Raw genomic sequence first — 22,829 nt, forward strand, 5'->3', positions numbered from 1 at the left:
CGTGTGTGCGAGTGTGAGCCAACTCGCGCGGGGGCGGAGGTCAGACCCCTTTTCCCGCTCGGGATTCCGTGCCGGTCGACCCGAAGTCCCACAGCTGACGAGTCGTAGGTACGCACCAATCAAGCACCTCTTTCCCGTGGATGTGCAATTTCGCTCGCGCCGTCCTGCGGCTTGGAAGGAATTGGTTCTGTGCAATCCCCTCACCCCCCACGTCCCCCCTACCCTCCCCGCCCTGGCGCGAGCCCGGCCGAATCCGACATGAACCTCGCCGCGCAACTGCGCGGGCGGGTGGAGGGCGAGAGCGCGTACGCCGTCGCACTGCTCCTGGCGCGGCACTGGCAGTCGACGTACGACTACGCGGCCATCTGTCTCGCGGCCGAGGGGGACCTCGCCGGCATGGCGGCCACGTCGGCCTTTCACCGGGTGTTCGGCCGACTGGAGCGCAGCGAGTCGAATCAGGCGCTGCGGCCCCAACTCCTCGTGGCGGTAAGGGAAACGGTCCGGGAGTGGTCCGCCGAAGACGGTATTTCGGTGGTGCTTCCGGAACTTCGCAAACCCACTGGCGCACGTGGTCTACGCGCGGCGAGGGCCCGGACTTCCGAAAGGCGGCTACTGGCCGAGCGGTCATTCCGCGCCCTGCCGAGAGCCGCCCAGTGTCTGCTCTGGCACACCGAGGTCGAGGCCGAGCCCATTTCCGGAACGGCCGGTCTGCTGGGGGTGGACTCCACAAGCGCTTCGGCAGCCCTGGAGCAGGCCCGTGAGCAATTCCGCTCCACCTGTGTACGTGCCCATCGCGAACTCGCGCCGACCAATGAATGCCGCTTCTACAACCGCCTCCTCGACGTCTCGATTCGGCGCGGCGGCGCCCTGCTTCCCGATGTCGAGCAGCATCTGCTGGTGTGCCCCCACTGCCGGCACGCCGCCGAGCAACTCGGCCATTTCGAAGGCGAACTGGGGACTCTCCTCGCCGAGGCGGTGCTCGGCTGGGGAGCCCGCCGCTATCTCGACTCCCGCCCGGGGCGCGGCGGTCAGGGCGCCTCTCCCCGCGGCCCGGCCGGCCGGGGCGGCGGACGGGCCGGTGGCCGCCATCGGCTCATGGCCCATCTCCCGCTGTCCGACGAGCGGTTCGTCCTCCCGGGAAGACGCAGGCGGGCGGTGGCTGTCGGAGTCGGTGTCATGTCCTTCGCGCTGTTCGCGAGCGTGCTCGGCGCCCGCAACTGGTCGGACGAGAGCACCGTGCCGACGGCCACCTGGGGCACGGCGAGCGGCTACTCGGCCGCCCCGGACACGGACTCCCCGAGCCCCGCCGACGGGTCGGCCTCCCCGTCGCAGGCCGAGGGTTCGCCGCCGGCCACGCCTGCCGCCTATCCCGGCGTGACGGAACGCGGCAGGCTGCGCCACGTCGCCACCGGCCTGTGCCTGGACATCCGGGGCGGCCGTGTCGTGGCCGGCGCCGGGACCCGGCTGGCCACCTGCTCGTCCGCCGAGACCCAGCAGTGGTCGTACGAGTACGACGGCCTCCTGCGCAGCCTCGCCGACCCCAGCCTGTGCCTCGACTCCCGCGCCGGCGAGGGAAACGTCGTCCTCTCCGGGTGTGTCGGGTCCGACGCCGACGACGTTCGCTACGACCTCACTGTCCAGGGCGAACTGCTGCCCGAGGGGCGCGAGCAACTGGCCGTCGTGCCCGTCTCGCTGCGCGCCGGCGCGGACGTGGTGGTCAGGACGAGGTCCGGATCGGCGGGGGAGATGTGGACGATCGCCTCCGAGCCGTCCGCGTCCGACGACTCCGCCAGGCGGAGCGACCCGCAGGAGAGCGGTGGGGCGACGGGCGGGGAGTCCGGCCGGAGGCCGGAGGAGAAGGGCGAGAGCGGTCCGGAGGGTTCGCAGCAGGGGCCCGCGCCCGATGCGGGGGCCGGGACCTCCGGATCCGGAGGATCGCCCGCGCCCGCACCCTCACCCGAGGCCACGTCCGAGCAGCAGTTTGAGACCCGGTACGTCACGGACGGCGGCAACGGCGGCAGCGAGCAGTCCGCGCCCACTCCGGTGATGGCCCTGCCGCCGCAGCCGCTGAACGTGGCGCAGCCCGTCGTCACGGTGGTGCAGGCGGTCGGTTCGGTCACAGGGGTCGTCGGTGCGTTCCTTCCCCGGTGACTGACACGAGTCATCGACGGTTCTGATCTCCCCGCCGGGTGTGTGTGGGGGTGTCCCGTGCGCGGACGGCGGTGTCACCCTGACCCGGTAGGCTTTTGGCGTGCGCCCGGGGCCGGGCGCACGCCGGGGACACAGACGTACCGGGCGTACGGCGAGATCGGAAGGAACCGGCGTTGCACGTGCAGGAATGGCTGGAGACGATCCCCGCGGTCAGTATCTACGCGCTGGTGGGACTGGTCATCGGGCTGGAGAGTCTGGGCATTCCGCTGCCGGGAGAGATCATTCTGGTCTCCGCCGCACTGCTCGCCTCCCAGCACGGTGAGATCAACCCGTTCGTCCTCGGCGCGTGCGCGAGCGCCGGCGCGATCATCGGTGACTCCATCGGCTACGCCATCGGCCGCAAGGGCGGTCGGCCGCTGCTGGCCTGGCTCGGCGGGAAGTTCCCCCGGCACTTCGGCGAGGGGCACATCGCGACGGCGGAGCGGTCGTTCGAGAAGTGGGGCATGTGGGCCGTCTTCTTCGGGCGGTTCGTCGCTCTGCTGAGGATCTTCGCGGGGCCGCTGGCGGGTGTGCTGCGGATGCCGTACTGGAAGTTCCTGATCGCCAACGTGCTCGGGGGGATCGTGTGGGCGGGCGGGACCACCGCCGTCATCTACTACCTCGGGATTGTCGCCGAGTCGTGGTTGAAGCGGTTCTCCTGGCTGGGGTTGGTGCTGGCGGTGCTGTTCGGTCTTACGTCGATGCTGGTGCTCAAGCGCAAGTCGAAGGCCGCCGCACGGAAGGCCGAGGTCGAGACCGTAGGGGCCATGGAGTGACTTCGGGCTCGGGCGCGGGGTGTCCGTGGCCTGTCGCGCAGTTCCCCGCGCCCCCGGGCGAGCCGCTCTACTCGTAGATTTCCCTGTGGGCCTTGGCCAGGTCCGCGTAGTGCGTGCCGTTGAGGGTCACTCCCTGGCGTTCCTCCGCCGTCAGTTCGCGGCGTACTTTCGCCGGTACCCCCGCCACCAGCGAACCCGGCGGGATCTCCATCCCCTGCGGCACCAGAGCCTGGGCCGCCACCAGTGAGCCCGTGCCGATCACCGCGCCGTTCAGGACCGTCGCGCCCATGCCGATCAGACAGTCGTCCTCGACCGTCGCGCCGTGCACCACCGCGTTGTGGCCCACCGAGACGCGCTCGCCGATGGTCACCGGGAAGCCGGGGTCGGCGTGCAGTGTGCAGTTGTCCTGGATGTTGCTCCGGGCGCCGACGGAGATCCGCTCGACGTCGCCGCGCAGCACCGCGCCGTACCAGACGCTCGCACCCGCGTGAAGGGTCACGTCCCCGATCACCGAGGACGTGGGCGCCACGAACGCCTCCCCGTCCACCTTCGGTTCCCTGCCGCCGATGCCGGTGATCAACGCCTTGTGCGTCATCTCGCCTCCTGGTCCTCGAGTACGTCAGACCGTACGCCACCTCCGTGGGGCGAAGATCACAGGTGCTCGGCATGCTGGGTCCGCCCGGCCGTGAGTACGGTGTGCGGGTGCCCAAGCCCAAGAACACGTTCTCGTCATGGCGGCGTCGGCTGGCGCAGCGCGCGGTGCACGCGGGCTGGGCCTGGGTGCAGCGCACGGGTTCCGTCACGGCCGAGAACCCCGGGCGGCTGGCCTTCCGGGCGATGGGAACAGGCACCCGGCTCGCCTTCCCGCTGGGCACGGTCTTCGGTGAACCCTGGATCGAGCTGGGATCGCACTGCATCGTCGGGGAGCAGGTGACCCTGACGGCCGGGCTGATGCCCGACCTCGACATGGGGCCGGACCCCATCCTGCGCATCGGCGACGGTGTCGTCCTCGGCCGCGGCAGCCATGTCATCGCCGACACGACGGTCACGATCGGCAGCGACTGCTACTTCGGGCCGTATGTGTACGTGACGTCCACCAATCATTCGTACGACGATCCGCACGAGCCCATCGGCAAGCAGTGGCCGCGTATGGAGCCGGTGGAGATCGGCCCGGGGTGCTGGATCGGCACCGGTGCGGTGATCCTGCCGGGGGCGCGGATCGGGCGGAACGTGGTGGTGGCCGCCGGTGCGGTGGTACGCGGGACGGTGCCCGACCACGCGGTGGTGGCGGGGGCTCCCGCGAGGGTCGTACGCCGTTGGACGGCGGCCGGGGGCTGGCGGCCACCGCTGCGGACACCGGCTCCCACGCCGATACCGGAGGGGACCACCCCGGACCAGCTGCGGGCGTTGGCGGAGCTGGACGAGGGGGCCGTGGCGCGGCTGGCGGAGCTGGGACGGGCCGGGGACCGGGCCGAGTCCTGATCCGGCGATCGCGGTGAGCGCTGCCCGACGCGCCGCGGGAGGTGTGGTGTTTGACGCTGCGGGTGCGTCGTGGCTGGTCGCGCGGTTTCCCGCGTCCCGGAAGGGTGCCCGCCCCTTCCTGGGCCGCCCGCTCAGCCCGTCGCCAGCAGGAGCGTGCCCACCAGGGCCAGGCCGGCGCCCGCCGCCTGGACCGCGCGCAGGCGTTCGCTGAGGAAACCGCGTGCCGCCAGAGCGGTGACCACCGGGTAGAGCGAGGCGAGTACGGCGGCCACGGTGACCGGGCCGTGCTGGGCGGCGACCGAGTAGGTGCCGTTGGCGGCGACATCGGCGAGGCCGACGAAGCCGAGCGCGGGGAGCAGGCGCCAGGGGAAGCCGCCTGCCGGGAGGGCGGTGCCGCCCCGCCGGACCGAGACGTACAGTGCGGCGCTTCCGACGGCCACGTTCGTCAGGCGCTGCACGAAGAGCGCGAGGAACAGGCCGGTGAGGGTGGTCGACGCCTCCGCGATCAGGGCGAACACCGTGCCGAAGCCGAACGCCGCGAGCAGGCTGAGCAGGATCGCCCGCCGTTGCACGGGCGCGCCCCTGAGCTGCGGTCCGCCCGCGAGCACGACCCCGACGACGGCGACCGCGATCCCCGCGAACTGGAGCAGCCCGGGACGCTCGCCGAGGAAGAGGCCGACGCTGATGGGGACGGCGACGCCGAGGGAGCCGAGTGGGGAGACGACCCCCATCGGGCCCAGGGCGAGCGCCTTGTAGAAGGAGAGCAGTGCCACCGGTCCGGCGACGCCCGCGGCGACCGCGAACCACAGCCGCGGGCCTGCCTCGCTCCAGCCGCCGGTCAGGACCACGATCGTGCCGAGCACGACCGCCGCGATCGACTGCGAGACGACCACCACTGTCAACGCGGACACGCGCCGGGTCAGCAGGCCGCCGCCGAAGTCGGCCAGCCCCCAGAGCAGGCTGGTGACCAGGGCGAAGAATGCGGTCATGAGGGCGCCTCGCAGTACAGTGGAGTGAACGGTTCGGTGCACCACACGGTAGTGCAGTGAAGTGAACTCTGTCATCCATAATCCTGTACCCAGGATAGTGCGGCAGGATGAGGTGCCGTAGACAAGCCGAAGGCAAGGCTGAAGACAAGAGTGTCGGACGAGAACTTGGACGGAACGTTGTCGGACCTCGACCTGCTGACCCAGTCGCTGGCGCGCAGCGTGAAGCGCTGGCGTGCCGAACGTGGCTTCACCCTGGAGGCGCTCGCCGCCCGTGCCGGTGTAAGCCGCGGGATGCTCATCCAGATCGAGCAGGCCCGCACCAACCCCAGCCTCGGCACGGTCGTGAAGATCGGTGACGCGCTCGGCGTCAGCATCACCACCCTGCTCGACCAGGAACAGGGCCCGAAGGTCCGTATCGTCGCCGCCGACCAGGCCGTACGGCTGTGGCACACCGACGCCGGCAGCTACAACCGGCTCCTCGCGGGCACCGAGGCGCCGGGCCCGCTGGAACTGTGGGACTGGCGCCTCATGCCCGGCGACAGCAGCCCGTCCGACCCGCACCCCGCGGGCACGTTCGAGATCCTCCACGTCACGGCGGGCGAACTGACGCTCACCGTCGACGGAGTCGAACACCGAGTCCCGGCGGGCGCGAGTGCCACCTTCGAGGCCAACGTCCCCCACACGTACGGCAATGACGGCGCCGAGCCGCTGGAAATGCTGATGTCGGTGTCGGTCCCGCCGGTGAGCTGAGACGCCCGGCCGGGAGGCCGCCCACGGCTGTCGGCGTGCCTCGTCCTCTCCATCACCCGGGTCGATGTGAACAGGTCGGCGGCTGCCCGAATCAGTGGTCGGCGTCCTTGCCGATGTACACGTCGGCGAACGCCGCTGCGGCTGCCGGGGAGTTGAGGATGCGGCGGAGGCGGGCCAGGGTCGTACCGGAGCGGAACGGGTCGCCCGACGACGCGCCGTGGTAGATGTCGGACAGCCACAGGGAGAACTCCTGGTACTGCCAGACCCGCCGCAGACACGCCTTCGAGTAGCCGTTGAGGGCGTCGGGGTCGCCCTTCGTGAGGTAGCTGACGAGCCCGTCGCCGAGCAGGAAGGCGTCGTGCAGGGCGAGGTTCATTCCCTTGGCGGCGATGGGCGCGGTGAGATGGGCCGCGTCGCCGGCCAGGAACAGCCGCCCGAACTGCATGGGTTCGACCACGTAGTTGTGCATGTCGAGGACGCGCTTCTCGATCAGGCGGCCCTCGTTGAGCGGGGGAGCGCCCAACGCGCTGAGCCGTTCGCGGAGTTCGGCCCAGACCCGGTCGTCCGGCCAGTTCTCCGGGTCGTCGCCGGGCGGGCATTCCAGGTAGTAGCGGGTGACCTCGGGGCCGCGGGCCATGTGTCCGGCGAAGCCGCGCGGGTGGATGCCGAACATCACGCAGTCGTTCGACGGCGGCGCCTCGGCGAGGAGGGCCAGCCAGCCGATGCCGTAGTCGTGCCGCGCGACGCGGGCGTGCGCGGCCGGAATCGCCGTACGGGTCACCCCTCGTGCGCCGTCGCATCCGGCGATGAACTCGCCCTGCACATACTCCCGTTGTCCGGTCTCCGCCGATACGAAGGACACCGCGGGCCGGTCGGTGTCGAGGTCGTGGACGAGCACGTCCCGCACGCCGAAACGGATGTCTCCGCCGCGCACGTCGGCGTACTCGCGCACCAGGTCCGTCACCAACAGCGGCTGGGGATAGGCGAAGTGGCGGTGCCCCGACAACTCGGCGTACTCGAAGCGATGGCGTCGGCCGTCGAACCGGAACTCGCACTTCGTGTGCGTACCGGCCCGCTCCAGCAATGTGTCGGCCAGGCCCCGCTGTTGGAGCGCGCGTACCGCCCACTCCTCGATGAACCCCGCCCGGGGGTGCTGCTCGATGAACTCCCGGCTCTCCGTCTCCAGCACCACACAGTCGATGCCCGCTGCCCGCAGGATGTTCCCGACGGTGAGCCCCGCGGGTCCGGCGCCCACGATCACCACCGGAAACCGTTGCGCGGAGGGGGAGTTGGGCGGCGGGCCAGGGGGAGGTGAGGCGAAAGTCACCCGAGCATTATGTCGACCGCCCGCCGTGGTTGGGCAACCGGCACTTTTCGTTATCGGCGGACCCGGCGCGCGTCTCCCCTCCGCAACTCCGAGAGCAACTCACCCCCCAGAGCCAAGGACCGGAGCTTTGAACACAGGGATCAGCCGCCGCGGCATGTTGAAGTTCACCGGCGCGACGGCGGGCGCCGTCACCGTCGGTACGACCCTCGCCGCCCCGCGGGCCACGGCGGCCGGCGCGGGTCTCGTCCACCCGGGCATGCTGCACACCAGGACGGATCTGGAACGGATGGCGGAGAAGGTGAGGTCCGGTGCGGCGCCGTACACGGCGGGCTTCGCACGGCTGACCGCCAACCGCCATGCGCAGAGCGGCTGGACGGCCAACCCGCAGGCCACGGTCTACCGGGGCTCGGGCTCGCCGCAGAACTACGCGATCCTCTACAACGACATCCACGCGGCCTACCAGAACGCCCTGCGGGGGCACGTCACCGGTGAGAGCGCGTACGCGGACACCGCCGTCGCGATCCTCAACGCCTGGTCGGCGAAGCTGACCGAGGTGGCGGGTTCCGCCGACCGGTTCCTCGCGGCGGGCCTGTACGGCTACCAGTTCGCCAACGCCGCCGAACTCGTGCGCGACCACGCCGACTTCGACCTCGCCCGCTTCCAGAAGATGATGCTGGACGTCTTCAGTCCGCTCAGCGAGGACTTCCTGACGAACCACAACGGCGCCGTCATCACCAACTACTGGGCCAACTGGGACCTCACGGCCGTCGCCTGCGTCCTGGCCGTCGGAATCCTGTGCGACGACCGCGCGAAGGTCGACCGGGCCGTCGACTACTTCAAGCACGGCGCCGGCATGGGCTCCGTCAAGAACGCCATCCCGGTCGTGTACGACGACCAGGGGCTCGGCGAATGGGTCGAGGCGGGCCGCGACCAGGGACACGCACTGCTCGGCGTCGGCCTGATGGGCACGGTCTGCGAGATGGCCTGGAACCAGGGCATCGACCTGTACGGCTACGACGACAGCCGTTTCCTCAAGGGCGCCCAGTACGTCGCCAAGTGGAGCATGGGCGGCGAGGTGCCGTACACGGCGAACACCCGCAGGAAGGGTGCGGTGAACGGCTGGTCGGGCAGCGAGACCGCGACCGGCGCCGCCGCCGTGGACCCGGCGATGACCCGCCCCATCTGGGCCATGATCGCCAACCACTACACCAAGCGCCGGGGTCTGTCCGCGGCCTACCTGACCCGTATCGCCGCCCAGGCGTCCCCCGAGGGCGGCGGTGGCGACTACGGCCCCAACAGCGGGGGATACGACCAACTCGGTTTCGGGACACTGGCGTTCACCCGAGACGCGGCCAGGACGAGCGGGAGTCCGAGCACTGGCTCCAGCCCCGGTGCCGGCGCCAGTGGGGAGAGTGCGGCGGGCGCCGGTGCCGGCGAAGCGGACACGTCGCCGTCGGCCGGTGCGACTGCCCGGGGCGGCAGGACCGAGGACCTTGCCGCGACCGGTACGACGGACGTCGTCGCCTGGACCGCCGCGACCGGGATCACCGCTCTCGCGGGCGGACTTCTGCTGCTGCGTCGGCGGGGGCGGTCCGGCGGGCCGGCCCGGTGAGCCGGCCGGAACGGGACGGTTCGGGGGTCAGCCGAGGCGGGGCAGCTCGATCGCCGGGCAGCGGTCCATGACCATGTCGAGACCGGCGGCACGGGTGCGGTCGTACGCGGCTTCGTCGATGACCCCGAGCTGATACCAGACGGCCTTGGCGCCGATGGCGACGGCCTCGTCGGCGGCCTGGCCGGCGAGGCCGCTGTTCAGGAACACATCGACGACGTCGACGTCGAAGGGGATGTCGGCCAGCGAGGCGTAACCCCGCTCTCCGTGGACCGTCTCGGCCTTCGGGTGGACGGGGACGATCCGCTTGCCGTGGAGCTGGAGCACCTCGGCCACGCGGTACGCGGCCCGCTGCTGGTTCGACGACAGGCCCACGACCGCCCAGGTGTCACCGAGCTCGGTCAGGATCCTGCGGATCGTCGCTGGGTCGCCGTACACGTCCGGCCTCCTCGGGATTCGTGCCTGGAATTCGCACAGCCGCTGTTGTGCGGGACAACAGCGGCTCGCCTGCGATGATTCCCCGCGGTGCCGCCGGGTTGGGTGTCCGGGGGCTCGGCCGATGCATGATGTGCGGTGTGGTTGCTGACACGGGACGGCGGGAGAGCGTGACGGGCGGAGCGGCGGGGGTGCGGTCGGCGGAGTACGGGGCGGGCGGTGACGTCCGGGAAGGGGCGCCCCGTACGGGCCGGCCGAGGGCGACTTCGCGGGCCGCTCTCGAACGCCTGGGGTTCGAACTGTTCGCGCGGCAGGGTTTCGACGCGACGACGGTCGACGACATCGCGGCCGGCGCGGGCATCGGCCGGCGTACCTTCTTCCGCTACTTCGCGTCCAAGAACGACCTCGTGTGGGGCGACTTCGAGGACCAGCTGGTACGGCTCGAACACCTGCTGGCGGCGACCGATCCGAGCGTCCCGATGATGGACGCGCTGCGCGGCGCGGTGGTCGAGTTCAACCGTTTCGACCCGGCGGTGGTGCCCTGGCACCGGCAACGGATGACGCTGATCCTGCGGGTGCCGACGCTCCAGGCGGACTCGACCGTGCGCTACACGACGTGGCGTGCGCTGGTCACGGAGTTCGCCGCGCGGCGCATGGGCCGTCCGGTGTCCGACCTGCTGCCGCGGCTGCTGGGGCACGCCGCCCTGGCCGCGTGCATCGCCGCGTACGAGCACTGGCTGGTGGATGAGGAAGCGAGTCTTGGCGTGCTGCTGGATCAGACGATGCGGCAGCTCGCCGTTGGGTTCGACGGGGCCGTCCCCGGCCCGTGACCCATGTGCGCGGTGAGGGGGTGGCGGTACGGTGCGGCGCTGTCGTGGCTGGTCGCGCCGTTCCTCGCGTCCCTTGGGGGGCGCTGTGCTGCGCCGGAGTCCGACAGGCTCGCCCGGACCCACTGCCTATCCTGCGGAGCGCATCGCGTCCGCGATCAGCTCGCCGATGAGAACGGCGGTCGCCGCCGGGCCGCGCAGCGGGGCCGACGGGAGGATCGAGGTGTCCGCGACCCGGAGGCCACGTATGCCGTGCACCCTTCCGTACGGATCGACGGCGGTGCCCATGGGGACCGTCGCGCACGTGTGGTGGGAGGTGCCGAGGCGGGCGTCGATCCACGTGTCGAGCGACCGGTCCTCGTCCAGTGTCCCGGGGATCGGCTCGACGCGACCCGCGGACACTCTGTCGAAGGCCGGGGTGGCGAGCAGCGCGGCGGCCGTGCGGACCGCTTCGCGCATCCGGCGCCTGTCCTCGGGGGTCCGTAGGTAGTTGTAGTCGAGGCTCGGGGGTACGTCGGGGTCGGCGGACCGGATGCGCATGCGGCCCCCGAGGCAGGGCGACTGGACGGACACGAGGAACGGGAGAGGCGCTCCGGGCACGGTCACCGTCCCGCCGACCAGTCCGGACAGGGGGACGAGCGACTGGAGTATCTCCAGGTCGCCGCCGGGGTGGCGACCGTCCGACGACGGCAGATGCAGGGCCCCGCCGAGCCACGAGCCGACCGGTTCGGGGAGGGGCGCGCGGGGCCTCCACTCCAGGACGACCTGGGGATGGTCGCCGAACCGGACACCGACGGCGGGGGCGTCCCGCACCACGGGGATGCCCAGACGGTCCAGGTCGCCGCGCGGTCCGACGCCCGAGAGGTGCAACAGCTGCGGGGAGCGCAACGCCCCGGCGCACAGGACGACTTCACCGCACTTCACGAGTTCGCGGTGTCCGTCGTGTCCGGCGCGTTGGACGACCACGCCGGTCGCGCGGCCGTGCTCGATGACGATCCGCCGGACCGTACTGCCGCCCCGAACCGTCAGGTTGGGCCGGTCGAGCGCGGGGAGCAGGTAGCCGATGCCGGTGTTGAGGCGCAGTCCGTCGACCACGTTGCACGGGACCGGTCCGAATCCCGGCTCCTGCTCGGCGTTCTTGTCGGGCTCCGGCGGAAAACCCAGGTGGCGGGCCGCGTCCCGGAACGCGACGGCGGCGGGGTGCCGCAGGTCGGTGCGCCGTACCCGCATCGGGCCGGCCGCCCCGTGCGACGCGTCGGTGCCGTGGTCGAGATCGGTTTCCAGTGATCGTAGGAACGGCAGCACACCGTCGTACGACCAGGCGGCACCGCCTGCCGCCGACCACCGGTCGAAGTCCTCGCGCCGGGCGCGGACGAAGTACCCGCCGTTGACGGTGGTCGAGCCGCCGAGAAAGCGTCCCCGGACGACCGTGTACGGCCGCCGCGGTGTGAGGTGCGCCGGGTACCGCCGCACCGCAGGGCTGCCGGGCCGGGCGCCGGGCACAAGCCGCGCGTCCAGCAACTCGGCCGGGAACGCCGAGAGTTGGCGGGGAACAGGGCCGGACTCCAGTACCAGCACGGTGCGGTCGGGGTCCTCGGACAGCCGGGCCGCGAGCGCCGCGCCGCTGCCGCCGGCCCCTATGACGATGACGTCGGGCGTCATCTGCGCCTGGTTCATGGTGAGTTGACCTTCTCCTGTGTCCCTCGCAGTTCTCGTGGTGCCCGGCCCCTTCACTTTCGGCACCCGGTGCCATTATTCTCCGGATGTCCGATGGGAGCGATGTACAGGGAGAGTCGCATGACCGAGATCCACGTCACCCAGTCCGTCCCGGCCACCGGGATCCACGGCGGGCAGACCCCTGCCGGAGAGTCCCTGGAGTCCCTGGAGTCGCTGATCGAGGCGGACGACCTCGTCGAAGAGGTCTCCATCGACGGCATGTGCGGCGTCTACTAGGCCGCCCGGTGGACCTCGACCGGGCCTGGGACCTGCATCCTCAGGTCTCCGTGCGCCCGGAACCCTTCGGTGCGCTGCTCTACCACTTCGGGACGCGCAAGCTCTCGTTCCTCAAGGACCGTCGCCTGCTGGCCGTCGTCCAGTCCCTCGCACAGGCGCCCACGGCCCGATCCGCCTGCTTGGCTGCGGGCCTCGGGGAGGACGAACTCCCGCGCTACGGGCGGGCGTTGGCGGTCCTCGTCCAGTCGTCGATGGTCGTCGGAAGGACACCATGACCACCCCCGCTGCTGCCCCGTCACGGCTGGTCGACCTGTTCGAGCACGGGCTCGACGCGCCGATCTGCCTCACCTGGGAGCTGACCTACGCCTGCAACCTCGCCTGCGCCCACTGTCTGTCCAGCTCCGGCAGGCGCGACCCCCGTGAGCTGAGCACCGAGGAGGCCAAGGCCGTCATCGACGAGCTGGAGGCCATGCAGGTCTTCTACGTCAACATCGGCGGCGGCGAGCCGACCGTCCGCGCCGACTTCTGGGAACTCCTGGACTACGCCACCGCACACCACGTGGGCGTGAAGTTCTCCACCAACGGCGTCCGCATCACCCCCGACGCCGCCGCCCGGCTGGCCGGCAACGACTACGTGGACGTCCAGATCTCCCTCGACGGTGCGACCGCCGACGTCAACGACGCGGTGCGGGGGACCGGTTCGTACGCCACGGCCCTGCGCGCCCTGGAGAACCTCGCCGACGCCGGAATGCGGAACTTCAAGATCTCCGTCGTCTGCACCCGGCACAACATCCCGCAGCTGGACGCCTTCAAGGCGCTCGCCGACCGCTTCGGCGCCCAACTGCGCCTGACCCGGCTGCGGCCCTCCGGACGCGGCGCCGACGTCTGGGACGACCTGCATCCGACGGCCGCGCAGCAACGCGAGCTGTACGACTGGCTGTTGGCCCATGGCGAGAACGTGCTGACCGGGGACTCCTTCTTCCATCTCTCCGCCTACGGCGAGGCGTTGCCCGGTCTCAACCTGTGCGGTGCCGGACGCGTCGTCTGTCTGATCGACCCGGTCGGCGACGTCTACGCCTGCCCGTTCGCCATCCACGACGAGTTCCTCGCCGGCAACGTCCGTGAACCGGACGGCTTTTCGGGAGTGTGGCGCGACTCGGAGCTGTTCCGAAGGCTGCGGACCCCGCAGCACGGCGGAGCCTGCGCCTCCTGTGCCTTCTACGACACCTGCAAGGGCGGCTGCATGGCCGCGAAGTTCTTCACCGGGCTGCCGCTCGACGGCCCCGACCCCGAGTGCGTACAGGGACACGGCGAGGAACTGCTGGCCCGCCGGGACGGAACCGGGGTGCCCAAGCCGTCCGGTGACCACTCCCGCGGGAGCAGGACGACGGTGGACCTCGTCCTCACCCGTCGAGAACCGGCCGGGTCACCACCGGTCGGGCCTCCGGTGAGCGACTGCGACGAACACCCGCTGGCCGGGCTTGACCTGAGGCCCACCGGAAAGGACGCGGCACATGCCTAGGAACCCCTGGTTCGAGACGGTCGCCGAGGCACAGCGCCGGGCCAGGAAGCGGCTGCCGGGCTCGGTCTACGGAGCCCTCGTCGCGGGCTCCGAGCGCGGGCGCACCATCGACGACAACATCACGGCCTTCGCCGAACTGGGCTTCGCCCCGCGCGTCGTCGGTCATCACGCGCAGCGCGACCTGTCGACGACGGTACTGGGCGTGCCCACCGCGCTGCCCGTGCTCATCTCGCCGACCGGGGTGCAGGCCGTCGACCCGGACGGAGAGGTGGCCGTCGCCCGGGCCGCGGCGAACCGGGGCGTCATCATGGGCCTCAGCTCGTTCGCGAGCAAGCCGGTGGAGGAGGTCGCCGACGCCCAGCCGGACTTCTTCTATCAGATGTACTGGAGCGGCACGCGCGACACGATGGTCCAGCGCATGGACCGGGCCCGCGCGGCGGGCGCCAAGGCACTCGTCGTCACCCTGGACTGGTCGTTCTCCCACGGCCGCGACTGGGGCAGCCCCGCGATCCCGGAGAAGCTCGACCTCAGGACCATGCTGAAGTTCGCCCCCGACGTGCTGCCCCGGCCCGGGTGGCTGTGGCGGCACGCCAGGTCCGGCCGCGTCCCCGACCTCACCGTGCCCAACCTGCGGGCACCCGGCGGCGAGGCGCCCACCTTCTTCGGCGCGTACGGCGAGTGGATGCAGACCGCGCCGCCCACCTGGGAGGACGTCAAGTGGCTGCGTGCGGAGTGGGGCGGCCCGTTCCTGCTCAAGGGGGTGACGCGGGTCGACGACGCCAGGCGGGCGGTCGACGCCGGGGTGTCGGCCCTGTCCGTGTCCAACCACGGCGGGAACAACCTGGACACGACCCCGGCCACGATCCGGGTGCTCGCCCCCGTCGCGGAGGCGGTCGGCGACCAGGTCGAGGTCCTCCTGGACGGCGGCATCCGGCGCGGCGGCGATGTGGCGAAGGCCCTCGCCCTCGGTGCCCGTGCCGTCCTGATCGGCCGCGCCTACCTGTGGGGCCTGGCCGCCAACGGGCAGGCGGGCGTGGAGAACGTGCTGGACATCCTGCGCGGCGGCCTCGACTCGGCGGTCCTGGGCCTCGGCCACTCCACCGTCCACGATCTGTCGCCCGAGGACCTGGTGATCCCGCCCGGCTTCCCCCTCACCCTGGGGGGCGCCGACCTGCCGGGTCCCGCCCCGGTCGCCTGAGCATGGCGGCGCGCGTCCTGGCCGACGCCGTCTGGCCGGCCGTACCGTCCGGTGCGCCGGTCCTCGTCCCGGTCGGGTCCACCGAGCAGCACGGTCCGCATCTGCCGCTCGACACCGACACCGTCGTCGCCCGTGCCGTCGTACAGCGCACGGCGGAGGCCCTGCCCGGGTCGTGGGTGGCGCCGCCGGTGGCCTACGGCGCCAGCGGCGAACACGCGCACTTCCCGGGGACCGTCTCGATCGGCCACGAGGCGCTGTGCGCGGTGGTCGTCGAACTGACGCGCTCCCTCGCCCTGTGGGCGGGCCGTGTCGTGTTCGTCAACGGGCACGGCGGCAACACCGCCACCCTCGACACGGCCCTCGGCCTGTTGCGTGCCGAGGGTCACGACATCGCCTGGACCGGCTGCGGGACACCAGGCGGCGACGCGCACGCCGGCCGCACGGAGACCTCCCTCATGCTGCACCTGGACCCCGAGCGCGTACGGCTCGGCGCCGCCGTCGCGGGCGACACGCGCCCCGTGGTCGACCTCCTGCCGGACCTCGTGGCCCACGGCGTCCGCGCGGTCTCGCCCTCCGGCGTACTCGGCGATCCCGCCGGGGCCTCCGCAGAGGAGGGCCGCCGGACGCTCGACGCGATGGTGTCGGCCACGGTCCGCCGGATCGGCGCCTGGACGGTCGACGACCGGGGCCGCCTCGCCGATCCGGCCCGCACGTCCGGGGCCGTACGCCGATGACGCTTCCCGTCGGAGCCGGCGTGGTCGTCGCCTTCGACCGGCACACCAGGGTCGTCGACGGGGGCCGCGCGCTCGTCGGCGGATTCCCCACCCGGCTGCTGCGGCTGACGCCACGGGCCCGCGGACTCCTCGTCGGCCGGACGGTTCCCGTACGGGACGCGGCGAGCGCCCTCCTCGCGGACCGGCTGGTCGAGCGCGGCCTGGCCCATCCCGTCGTCGGCTCACTGCCGCTGCCGCCCGATCCCCGGTACACGGTAGTGATCCCGGTCCGCGACCGTCCACGTCAACTGGACCGGCTCCTGGGCAGCATCGGCGCAGGAGAGCCCGGCGGTACGGGCGGCACGCGACCTCCAGTGATCGTGGTCGACGACGCCTCGCGGCGCCCGGCGGCCGTGGCGGCCGTCGCCGCCCGGCACGGCGCCCGGCTGGTCGCCCTGGACACGAACGCCGGCCCCGCCGGTGCGCGCAACGCCGGGCTCCGCCACGTGACCACGCCGTACGCCGTCCTTGCCGACTCCGACATCGTGCTGGACCCCGACACGGTGCCGACCCTGCTCCGGCACTTCGCCGATCCCCGGGTCGCCATGGCCGTACCCCGCATCACCGGTCTGACCGGTGGAGCCACCACCTGGATCGAGCGGTACGAGAACACCCGGTCCTCCCTCGACCTCGGCGCCCACCCGGCCGCGGTGCGGCCCGGCACGCCCGTCTCCTGGGCGCCCACGGCCTGCGCGGTGGTGCGGGTGGACGCGCTGCGGGACGGGCGCGGATTCGACGAGGGGATGCGGGTGGGGGAGGACGTCGACCTGTGCTGGCGGCTGGTCCGGGCGGGGCTGCGGGTGCGTTACGAGCCCGCAGTCCGGGCCTCCCACGAGCACCGGGCGCGCGTGGGCGACTGGTTCCTGCGCAAGGCCGTGTACGGGACGGGGGCGCATCCGCTCGCCCTGCGGCACCCCGAGTTCATCGCACCGGCCGTGTTCGCGCCCTGGAGCGCGGCGTTCGCCGCCGCGCTGCTCGCCCAACGGCGCTGGTCGGCACCGGTCGCGGGGGCCGTCCTCGGGGTCGTCGTCCTGCGCATCGGCCGTAAGTTCGACGGCACCCGGCATCCGTACCGGCTGGCCGTGCCGCTCGCGGGAAACGGCGCGCTCGCCACCCTGACGCAGACCTCCGCGCTGCTCACCCGGCACTGGTGGCCGCTCACCGCCGTCGGCTGTCTGGTGTCCCGGCGGATGCGCCGGGCCGCGGCGGTCGCCGCTTTGGCCGACATCGCACTTGAGTACCGGCGCGGTGACGACTCACTGGACCCGCTCCGCTACGGCGTCGCCCGCCGCCTCGACGACCTCGCGTACGGCGCCGGCGTGTGGTTCTCCGCCCTCAAGGGCCGTTCCACCGCCGCGCTGCGGCCCCGCGTCACCCGCGCTGCGTTCTCCCGGGGGACAACCCCCCGGACCCCCGGCAGAAAGACAGGTCCGAAGCGGTGACCGGCGCTGACATCGCCAGGCGAACCTGAGCGAAGCCGGCCTGTCCCGGTCAGCGGAAAGCGCTCAGCGGGCCCCGGGAGGCGTCACGACACTGAGGACATCCCGCCGCAGGGGACGTGCGGCGTACGCGATGGATCAGTCACCAGGAGGTGTGCGGAGTGACGCATGAAGTGGTCGGTCGTGTCGAGGAGCTGGGTTCAGAACTGGCCGCACTCGCCGACGAGAACGAGTCACTCGGCAAACTGAGCGACCGGACGGTGGAACTGCTCCGCTCGGCCGGTGTGATCAGGATGCTGCAGCCGAAGGCGTACGGCGGCTACGAGGCCCACCCCCGGGAGTTCGCCGAGGCGGTCATGGAGGTCGCCAGGCACGACGGTGCCGCGGGCTGGGTGTGCGGTGTGGTCGGCGTGCACCCGTGGGAGCTCGCCCAGATGAACCCCAAGCTGGCGCAGGAGGTCTGGAACGACGACCCGGACACCTGGATCGCCTCGCCGTACATGCCCAACGGCATCGCCGACCCGGTCGACGGCGGCTATGTCCTCAGCGGTCGCTGGCCGTTCTCCTCGGGGAGCGACCACTGCGGGTGGGACTTCCTCGGCGCGCTGCTCGGGGACGGCAAGGGCAGGCCGGCGGGCCCCATCACGGTGCTGCACGTGGTGCTGCCCCGCGAGGACTACGAGATCATCGACGGCACCTGGGACGTGGTCGGCCTGTCCGGCACCGGCAGCAAGGACGTCGTCGTCGACAAGGCGTTCATCCCCGAGTACCGCACGGTCCGCCAGGAGATGGTCCAGGAGGGCACCGCGGCGGAGGCGGTCGGGCTGACCGACACCCTCTACAAGCTGCCGTTCAGTTCGATGTTCCCGCTCGGCATCACCGCCGCCGTCGTCGGCATCTGCGAGGGCGCCCTCGCCCTGCACCTGGCGCAGCAGAAGGAGCGGGTCGCCGTGACCGGCGTCCAGGTGCGCGACGACCCGTACGTCCTCTACGCGGCGGGCGAGGCCGCGGCCGAGATCGCCGCCTCCCGGGTGCAACTCCTCGACGGCATCAGCCGGTTGTACGACCAGGTCGAGGCGGGCAAGCCGATCAGCCTGGAGGACCGGGCCGACGTCCGGCGCAACCAGGTCCGTTGTGCCTGGCGGGCCGTCGCCGCCCTGGACGAGATCTTCGCCCGCTCCGGCGGCAACGCGATCCGGAAGGGCAACCCGATGCAGCGGTACTGGCGCGACGCGCACGTCGGACTCCAGCACATGATCCATGTGCCGGGAGCCGCGTATCACGCGAACGCGCTGGCCGCGATGGGCCTCGAACTGCCCGAACCGATGCGCATCCTGATATGAGCGAGGGCGCGACGCACTCCCGGACGGTGGACGCGCACGCGATCGACGGGCGCCGGTTCCGTGACGTCCTGGGCAACTTCCCCACGAGCGTGGTCGCGATCACCACCACGGACACCGGGGAACGGCCGCACGGAATGGTCGTCGGCACCTTCACCTCGGTGTCGCTGGACCCGCCCCTGGTGTCCTTCCTGGCCGACCGCTCCTCCGCGACCCTGCGGACGATCAGGGCCGCGGGCCGCTTCTGCGCCAACGCGCTCGCGGGCAACCAGGAACGGCTGTCCCGGCAACTGGCGACGGGGCCGGCCGGACAACGGTTCGAAGGCGTCCCATGGCAGGCGTCGGACCTGGGCAATCCCGTGCTGGACGGGATCATCGCGTGGGTCGACTGCACGGTCGAACAGGTCGTCGAGATCGGCGATCACCTGTTGGTCGTCGGGCGGGTCCGGGACCTGCGCGTCGAGTCGATGAAAACCCCGCTGCTGTTCTTCCGGAGCGGATACGGCGACTACCTGTCGAGCGCGAGCGTGCTCATGGACAGGCTCGTCGGCTGGGACGAGATCGGTCGGTAGACACCGGTGGAAACCGGTCGGCACACAAGGGAGCCGCAATGAAGAAAGACCTCTACATAAGACTCCAGAGAATTTCGGCGTGGTGTGGCGTGATCCTCTTCGTGGGATTCCTCGTCGCGTTCGCCGTGGGTCACCTCACGCCGCCGATGAGCCCGACGGAGAGCCCCGAGGACGTCGTCGCCTTCCTCAAGGACCATCGCACGGGCATCCTCACCTGTGTCGCCCTGATGGTTCTGCTCATCCCGTTCGAGTACCCGTACGTCATCGTGACGAGCATGCAGCTGCGCCGGGTCGAGGGCGGCTGGGGGCTGCTGTCCATGACCCAGCTCACCACGGGCATCATGGCCCCGGCGGGGTTCTTCTTCCCGCTGGCGATCCTCGCCGCCGCGGCCTACCGTCCGGAGGCCCACTCCGCCGACGTCCTGACCGCGATGGTCGACATCTTCTGGCTGATGTTCGTGGGCAACGCCTGCGTCTTCGTCCTCCAGGTCTGGTCGATCGGATACGCCGCGTTCATCGACCACACCCGGGAGAAGCCGCTCTTCCCGCGCTGGTACGGCTGGCTGAGCGTCGTGCTGGGAGTGACGCTCATCCCGGGCGCCTTCATCTTCCTCAACCAGGACGGGCCGCTCGCCTGGAACGGACTTCTCGCGAACATCATTCCCTCGGTCGCCTATGCCGTGTGGAAGATCGCCACACCGTACGTGCTGCTGAAAGCGATCACGGACGATGAGAAGGAGCTGGCCGACAAGCCGGCCGACGAACCGGTGACCGTGTAGGACGGCCGGAACGGCTGTGGCCCCGCGACGAATGTCGCGGGGCCACAGCCGTGTTGAGGGGTGAAGAGGGCTAGACGGAGAGCGCGAACCCGCCCGTCACGCGCAGCGTCTCGCCGGTGACGAAGGACGACTTCGACGAGACCAGGTACAGCAGCGCCTCGACGATGTCCTGTTCGCGGCCCTCCTGCCGCAGGATCTGCTCGCCCAGGACGCGTTCGGCCTCGGCGGCGGACAGCTGAGCCCGTACGGCGTCGGTGAAGATCAGGCCGGGCGCTATCGCGTTGACCCGGATGCCGTCGGCGGCGAACTCGCGCGCGAAGGAGACCGTCAGGCCGCGCACGGCCAGCTTGGACACTCCGTAGATGCTGCGGTTCGCGTAGGCCGCCGACGACGAGATGTTGACGATCGAGGCTCCGGGCCGGCCCCGCATGGCCTGCTGGGCCGCGAGCGTGCAGATGACGGTGCCCATGACGTTGACGTCGAGGACTCGCCGGACCTTGGCCAGGCCCAGTTCGGTGAACGGCCTGTTGTAGGCGGCGTGCAGGCCCGCGTTGTTCACCAGGATGTCCAGTCCGCCGTGGCGTTCGACGATCGCGCTCACTACCGCGCCGACCGCGTCCTCGTCGGCGACGTCGCAGGTGACCCCGGTCGCGCCCAGGCCCTTCGCGGTGAGTTCGGCGGCGGCCCCGGTCGCGGCGTCGCCGTCGAGGTCGGCGAGCACGACATGCGCGCCGAGGCCGGACAGGGCCTCACCGAACGCCTTGCCGAAGCCCCGGCCGCCGCCGGTGATGAGGGCGACCTTGCCCCGGTGTTCCGCGTCTTGGGAGATTTCCGGCATCAGGACCTCACTTCGGGCCGAACCGCTGGCCGGCGTCCAGACGCAGGCACTGGCCGTTCAGCATCGGGTTGTCGACGACGGCGAGGGCGAGCTTCGCGTACTCCTCCGGGTGGCCGAGGCGGCGGGGGAACGCGGCGTCCTTGACCAGGGCGGCCCGTACCTCGGCGGGGATCCGCTCGGTGGCACCCGTCTCGAAAAGGCTGGGCGCGATGGCGACGACGCGGATGCCGAGGGAGCCGAGATCGCGGGCCATGGTGAGGCTCATGCCGGCGATCGCCGCCTTGGCCGCCGAGTAGGCGACCTGGCCGATCTGGCCCTCGAAGGCGGCGATCGACGACGTGTTGACGATGACGCCCCGCTCACCGTCCGGTTCCTCGGGCTCGTTGCGGCTCATGTGCGCGGCGGCCAGCCGGCTGACGTTGAAGGTGGCGACGGCGTTGAGGTCGAGCACTCGACGGAAGGTCTCCAGGTCGTGCGGCCCGTCCTTGCCGAGCGTCCGCCGTACGCTGCCGCCGCCCGCGGTGGTGATCGACACGTGCAGCCCGCCGAGGGCTTCCACGGCGTCGCCCAGCGTGCTCTCCGTCGCCTCGAAGTCGGTCACGTCGACGGGATGGAAGCTTCCGCCGAACGCGGCGGCCACCTCGGCGCCCGCCGACGCCGGACGGTCGAGTACGGCGACCTCGGCGCCGCGGGCCGCGAGCAGCTCGGCGGTGGCCCGGCCCATGCCGGAGGCGCCGCCGAACACCACGGCCTTCTTGCCCTTGATCTCCATCGGGAACCTTTCGGGTCTGTGCGCTCAGGAGGATGCGGTTGCGGGAGAGGCCTGCACCAGGGCGCACAGCCGGTCGCGGTGTACGGCCGCGTCGCCGTACAGGACGCTGTCGGCCCTGGCGCGGCGCAGAAAGAGATGGAGGTCGTGCTCCCAGGTGAAGCCGATGCCGCCGTGCAGCTGGAGCGCCCGGGCCGCGGCCTCGCCGGAACCCGCCGAGACGTACGAGGCGGCGGCACAGGCAGCGCGGGCGGCGTCGTCGGTGCCCGCGTCGGCGGCCATCGCCGCGTAGTGGGTGGCCGCGCGGGCACCGTGCACGAGGAGTGCGATGTCGGCGGCGGAGTGCTTGACGGCCTGGAAGGTGCCGATGGGCTGCCCGAACTGCACGCGGGTCGTGGTGTGTTCGACCGTGAGCTCCAACAGGCGCCGCATCACCCCGAGCGCGTCGGCGCACCGCAGCACCGACGCCTCGTCGAGCAGCCGCTGGATGCCGGCGGGCCCGGAGGTGAGGCGGCGGTCGTGCGGAACGCGTACGCCCTCGAAGCGGACCTCGTGGAACGCGCGGGTCGGATCGAGGGTGCGTTGGCGCCGGACCGTGACGCCCGGGGCGTCACGGTCGACGAGGAACGAGGCCGGCACGCCGTCGTGCAGTGCCGTGACGAGCAGCCAGTGGGCGCCGCCGGCGTCCTGCACCGCCGTCTTCACCCCGTCGAGGACGTACGCGTCGTCGACGGCGCGGGCGGTGGCGCGGAGGCCGTCGAGCGACCAGGGAGCCCGCGGCTCGGCGAACGCCCAGGTGGCCCAGGACGATCCGGCGGCCAGGACGGGCAGCACCTCGGACCGCAGGATGGGAGAGCCCTCGACGGCGAGTGCCCGGCCGACGATCGCGGTGGGTGCGAACGGACCCCGCCCGAGGGCGTACCCCAACTCCTCGGCGACGAGGGCGAGTTCTACCAGCCCCTGGCCGCTGCCGTCGTACTCCTCGGGCAGGCCGAGCCCGGGCCAGCCGAGGTCGGCGGTGAGCCGCCACACCTCGGGGTCGACGTCCTCGTCGCGGTCCAGCCACGCCCGTACGTGCTCGATCGGGGCCCGGTCCGCCAACAGGTCGCGCGAGGCTTCGCACAACATGCCCTGCTCTGCGCTGAGCTCGAAGTTCACCGTAACAAGGTATCCTCTTTTACGGATCTGGTCGAGATGCTCGACCGGTGATCGGCGCCTGACCGCAGATTTTGATGGGGATCCGTGGAGAGTCTGTCGATCT

23 protein-coding genes are annotated in these 22,829 nt (G+C 71.6%); 15 read left to right on the top strand and 8 right to left on the bottom strand.

Going from position 1 to position 22,829, the window contains the following annotated elements:
• Positions 1 to 258 precede the first annotated feature (258 nt).
• The gene (locus OG595_RS36790) at positions 259 to 2,151 is read left to right on the top strand and encodes an RICIN domain-containing protein (protein WP_329279754.1); all 1,893 of its coding nucleotides are present in this window, start codon (positions 259 to 261) and stop codon (positions 2,149 to 2,151) included.
• Between the two features lie 173 nt (positions 2,152 to 2,324).
• Positions 2,325 to 2,966, top strand: a complete 642-nt coding sequence (locus tag OG595_RS36795) for a DedA family protein (RefSeq protein ID WP_329279756.1) — start codon at positions 2,325 to 2,327, stop codon at positions 2,964 to 2,966.
• Positions 2,967 to 3,033: 67 nt separating this feature from the next.
• On the opposite strand, the gene OG595_RS36800 is transcribed toward OG595_RS36795, so the two are convergent.
• On the bottom strand, positions 3,034 to 3,561 hold the full coding sequence (locus tag OG595_RS36800; RefSeq protein WP_329279758.1) for a gamma carbonic anhydrase family protein: 528 nt from the start codon (positions 3,559 to 3,561) through the stop codon (positions 3,034 to 3,036).
• 107 nt (positions 3,562 to 3,668) lie between these two features.
• Between OG595_RS36800 and OG595_RS36805 the strand changes: the two genes are divergently transcribed.
• On the top strand, positions 3,669 to 4,448 hold the full coding sequence (locus tag OG595_RS36805; protein ID WP_329283488.1) for an acyltransferase: 780 nt from the start codon (positions 3,669 to 3,671) through the stop codon (positions 4,446 to 4,448).
• A 131-nt stretch (positions 4,449 to 4,579) separates the two neighbouring features.
• Here the strand turns inward: OG595_RS36805 and OG595_RS36810 are convergent, their stop codons facing one another.
• Positions 4,580 to 5,437: an EamA family transporter gene (locus tag OG595_RS36810; RefSeq protein WP_329279761.1), complete on the bottom strand. Its 858-nt coding sequence runs from the start codon at positions 5,435 to 5,437 to the stop codon at positions 4,580 to 4,582.
• 177 nt (positions 5,438 to 5,614) lie between these two features.
• Here OG595_RS36810 and OG595_RS36815 point away from each other — a divergent pair, with 177 nt between their 5' ends.
• Complete coding sequence (locus OG595_RS36815) at positions 5,615 to 6,187, top strand: XRE family transcriptional regulator (protein ID WP_329283490.1); 573 nt, start codon at positions 5,615 to 5,617, stop codon at positions 6,185 to 6,187.
• 91 nt (positions 6,188 to 6,278) lie between these two features.
• Here OG595_RS36815 and OG595_RS36820 read toward each other — a convergent pair whose 3' ends face one another.
• A complete protein-coding gene (locus tag OG595_RS36820) occupies positions 6,279 to 7,451 on the bottom strand; it encodes a 4-hydroxybenzoate 3-monooxygenase (protein WP_329283492.1) in 1,173 nt (390 codons plus the stop codon).
• A gap of 217 nt (positions 7,452 to 7,668) precedes the next feature.
• Between OG595_RS36820 and OG595_RS36825 the strand changes: the two genes are divergently transcribed.
• Positions 7,669 to 9,126 carry an alginate lyase family protein gene (locus OG595_RS36825; protein ID WP_329279763.1) on the top strand — a complete coding sequence of 486 codons (1,458 nt, stop codon included), beginning with the start codon at positions 7,669 to 7,671 and terminating at the stop codon, positions 9,124 to 9,126.
• Between the two features lie 27 nt (positions 9,127 to 9,153).
• Here OG595_RS36825 and OG595_RS36830 read toward each other — a convergent pair whose 3' ends face one another.
• The gene (locus OG595_RS36830; protein WP_329279765.1) at positions 9,154 to 9,561 is read right to left on the bottom strand and encodes a CoA-binding protein; all 408 of its coding nucleotides are present in this window, start codon (positions 9,559 to 9,561) and stop codon (positions 9,154 to 9,156) included.
• Between the two features lie 137 nt (positions 9,562 to 9,698).
• Here OG595_RS36830 and mftR point away from each other — a divergent pair, with 137 nt between their 5' ends.
• Positions 9,699 to 10,388 carry a mycofactocin system transcriptional regulator gene (mftR, locus tag OG595_RS36835; RefSeq protein ID WP_329279767.1) on the top strand — a complete coding sequence of 230 codons (690 nt, stop codon included), beginning with the start codon at positions 9,699 to 9,701 and terminating at the stop codon, positions 10,386 to 10,388.
• Between the two features lie 126 nt (positions 10,389 to 10,514).
• On the opposite strand, the gene mftG is transcribed toward mftR, so the two are convergent.
• Positions 10,515 to 12,062 carry a mycofactocin dehydrogenase MftG gene (gene mftG / locus OG595_RS36840; protein ID WP_329279769.1) on the bottom strand — a complete coding sequence of 516 codons (1,548 nt, stop codon included), beginning with the start codon at positions 12,060 to 12,062 and terminating at the stop codon, positions 10,515 to 10,517.
• A 120-nt stretch (positions 12,063 to 12,182) separates the two neighbouring features.
• On the opposite strand from mftG, the gene mftA reads away from it, so the two are divergent.
• The 9 genes from mftA to OG595_RS36885 all read left to right on the top strand — a co-directional run bounded on the left by mftA (position 12,183) and on the right by OG595_RS36885 (position 19,961).
• Positions 12,183 to 12,338, top strand: a complete 156-nt coding sequence (gene mftA / locus OG595_RS36845; protein WP_329279771.1) for a mycofactocin precursor MftA — start codon at positions 12,183 to 12,185, stop codon at positions 12,336 to 12,338.
• Positions 12,323 to 12,613 carry a mycofactocin biosynthesis chaperone MftB gene (gene mftB, locus OG595_RS36850; RefSeq protein WP_329279773.1) on the top strand — a complete coding sequence of 97 codons (291 nt, stop codon included), beginning with the start codon at positions 12,323 to 12,325 and terminating at the stop codon, positions 12,611 to 12,613. The genes mftA and mftB overlap by 16 nt, the downstream gene beginning before the upstream one ends.
• A complete protein-coding gene (gene mftC, locus OG595_RS36855; RefSeq protein ID WP_329279775.1) occupies positions 12,610 to 13,860 on the top strand; it encodes a mycofactocin radical SAM maturase in 1,251 nt (416 codons plus the stop codon). Before mftB ends, mftC begins: the two co-directional genes overlap by 4 nt.
• Positions 13,853 to 15,058, top strand: a complete 1,206-nt coding sequence (gene mftD, locus OG595_RS36860) for a pre-mycofactocin synthase MftD (RefSeq protein ID WP_329279777.1) — start codon at positions 13,853 to 13,855, stop codon at positions 15,056 to 15,058. The genes mftC and mftD overlap by 8 nt, the downstream gene beginning before the upstream one ends.
• Positions 15,059 to 15,060: 2 nt before the next feature.
• Positions 15,061 to 15,792 (top strand): mycofactocin biosynthesis peptidyl-dipeptidase MftE, encoded by a 732-nt coding sequence (gene mftE, locus OG595_RS36865; RefSeq protein WP_329279779.1) that lies wholly within the window; start codon positions 15,061 to 15,063, stop codon positions 15,790 to 15,792.
• Positions 15,789 to 17,273: a mycofactocin biosynthesis glycosyltransferase MftF gene (gene mftF / locus OG595_RS36870; RefSeq protein WP_329279781.1), complete on the top strand. Its 1,485-nt coding sequence runs from the start codon at positions 15,789 to 15,791 to the stop codon at positions 17,271 to 17,273. The genes mftE and mftF overlap by 4 nt, the downstream gene beginning before the upstream one ends.
• A gap of 158 nt (positions 17,274 to 17,431) precedes the next feature.
• Complete coding sequence (locus OG595_RS36875) at positions 17,432 to 18,613, top strand: hydroxylase (RefSeq protein WP_329279784.1); 1,182 nt, start codon at positions 17,432 to 17,434, stop codon at positions 18,611 to 18,613.
• On the top strand, positions 18,610 to 19,182 hold the full coding sequence (locus OG595_RS36880; protein WP_329279786.1) for a flavin reductase family protein: 573 nt from the start codon (positions 18,610 to 18,612) through the stop codon (positions 19,180 to 19,182). The genes OG595_RS36875 and OG595_RS36880 overlap by 4 nt, the downstream gene beginning before the upstream one ends.
• Before the next feature lie 89 nt (positions 19,183 to 19,271).
• The gene (locus OG595_RS36885; protein WP_329279787.1) at positions 19,272 to 19,961 is read left to right on the top strand and encodes a hypothetical protein; all 690 of its coding nucleotides are present in this window, start codon (positions 19,272 to 19,274) and stop codon (positions 19,959 to 19,961) included.
• A gap of 70 nt (positions 19,962 to 20,031) precedes the next feature.
• Here the strand turns inward: OG595_RS36885 and OG595_RS36890 are convergent, their stop codons facing one another.
• Genes OG595_RS36890 through OG595_RS36900 form a run of 3 tightly spaced genes read right to left on the bottom strand, consistent with a single transcriptional unit; the run spans position 20,032 to position 22,726 of the window.
• The gene (locus OG595_RS36890) at positions 20,032 to 20,799 is read right to left on the bottom strand and encodes an SDR family NAD(P)-dependent oxidoreductase (protein ID WP_329279789.1); all 768 of its coding nucleotides are present in this window, start codon (positions 20,797 to 20,799) and stop codon (positions 20,032 to 20,034) included.
• Between the two features lie 7 nt (positions 20,800 to 20,806).
• Positions 20,807 to 21,571 carry an SDR family NAD(P)-dependent oxidoreductase gene (locus OG595_RS36895; protein ID WP_329279791.1) on the bottom strand — a complete coding sequence of 255 codons (765 nt, stop codon included), beginning with the start codon at positions 21,569 to 21,571 and terminating at the stop codon, positions 20,807 to 20,809.
• Positions 21,572 to 21,595: 24 nt separating this feature from the next.
• Entirely contained in the window at positions 21,596 to 22,726 is a 1,131-nt protein-coding gene (locus OG595_RS36900; protein WP_329279793.1) for an acyl-CoA dehydrogenase family protein, read from the bottom strand.
• Positions 22,727 to 22,829 lie beyond the last annotated feature (103 nt).

Source organism: Streptomyces sp. NBC_01451 (assembly GCF_036227485.1).
Taxonomy (GTDB): Bacteria; Actinomycetota; Actinomycetes; order Streptomycetales; family Streptomycetaceae; genus Streptomyces.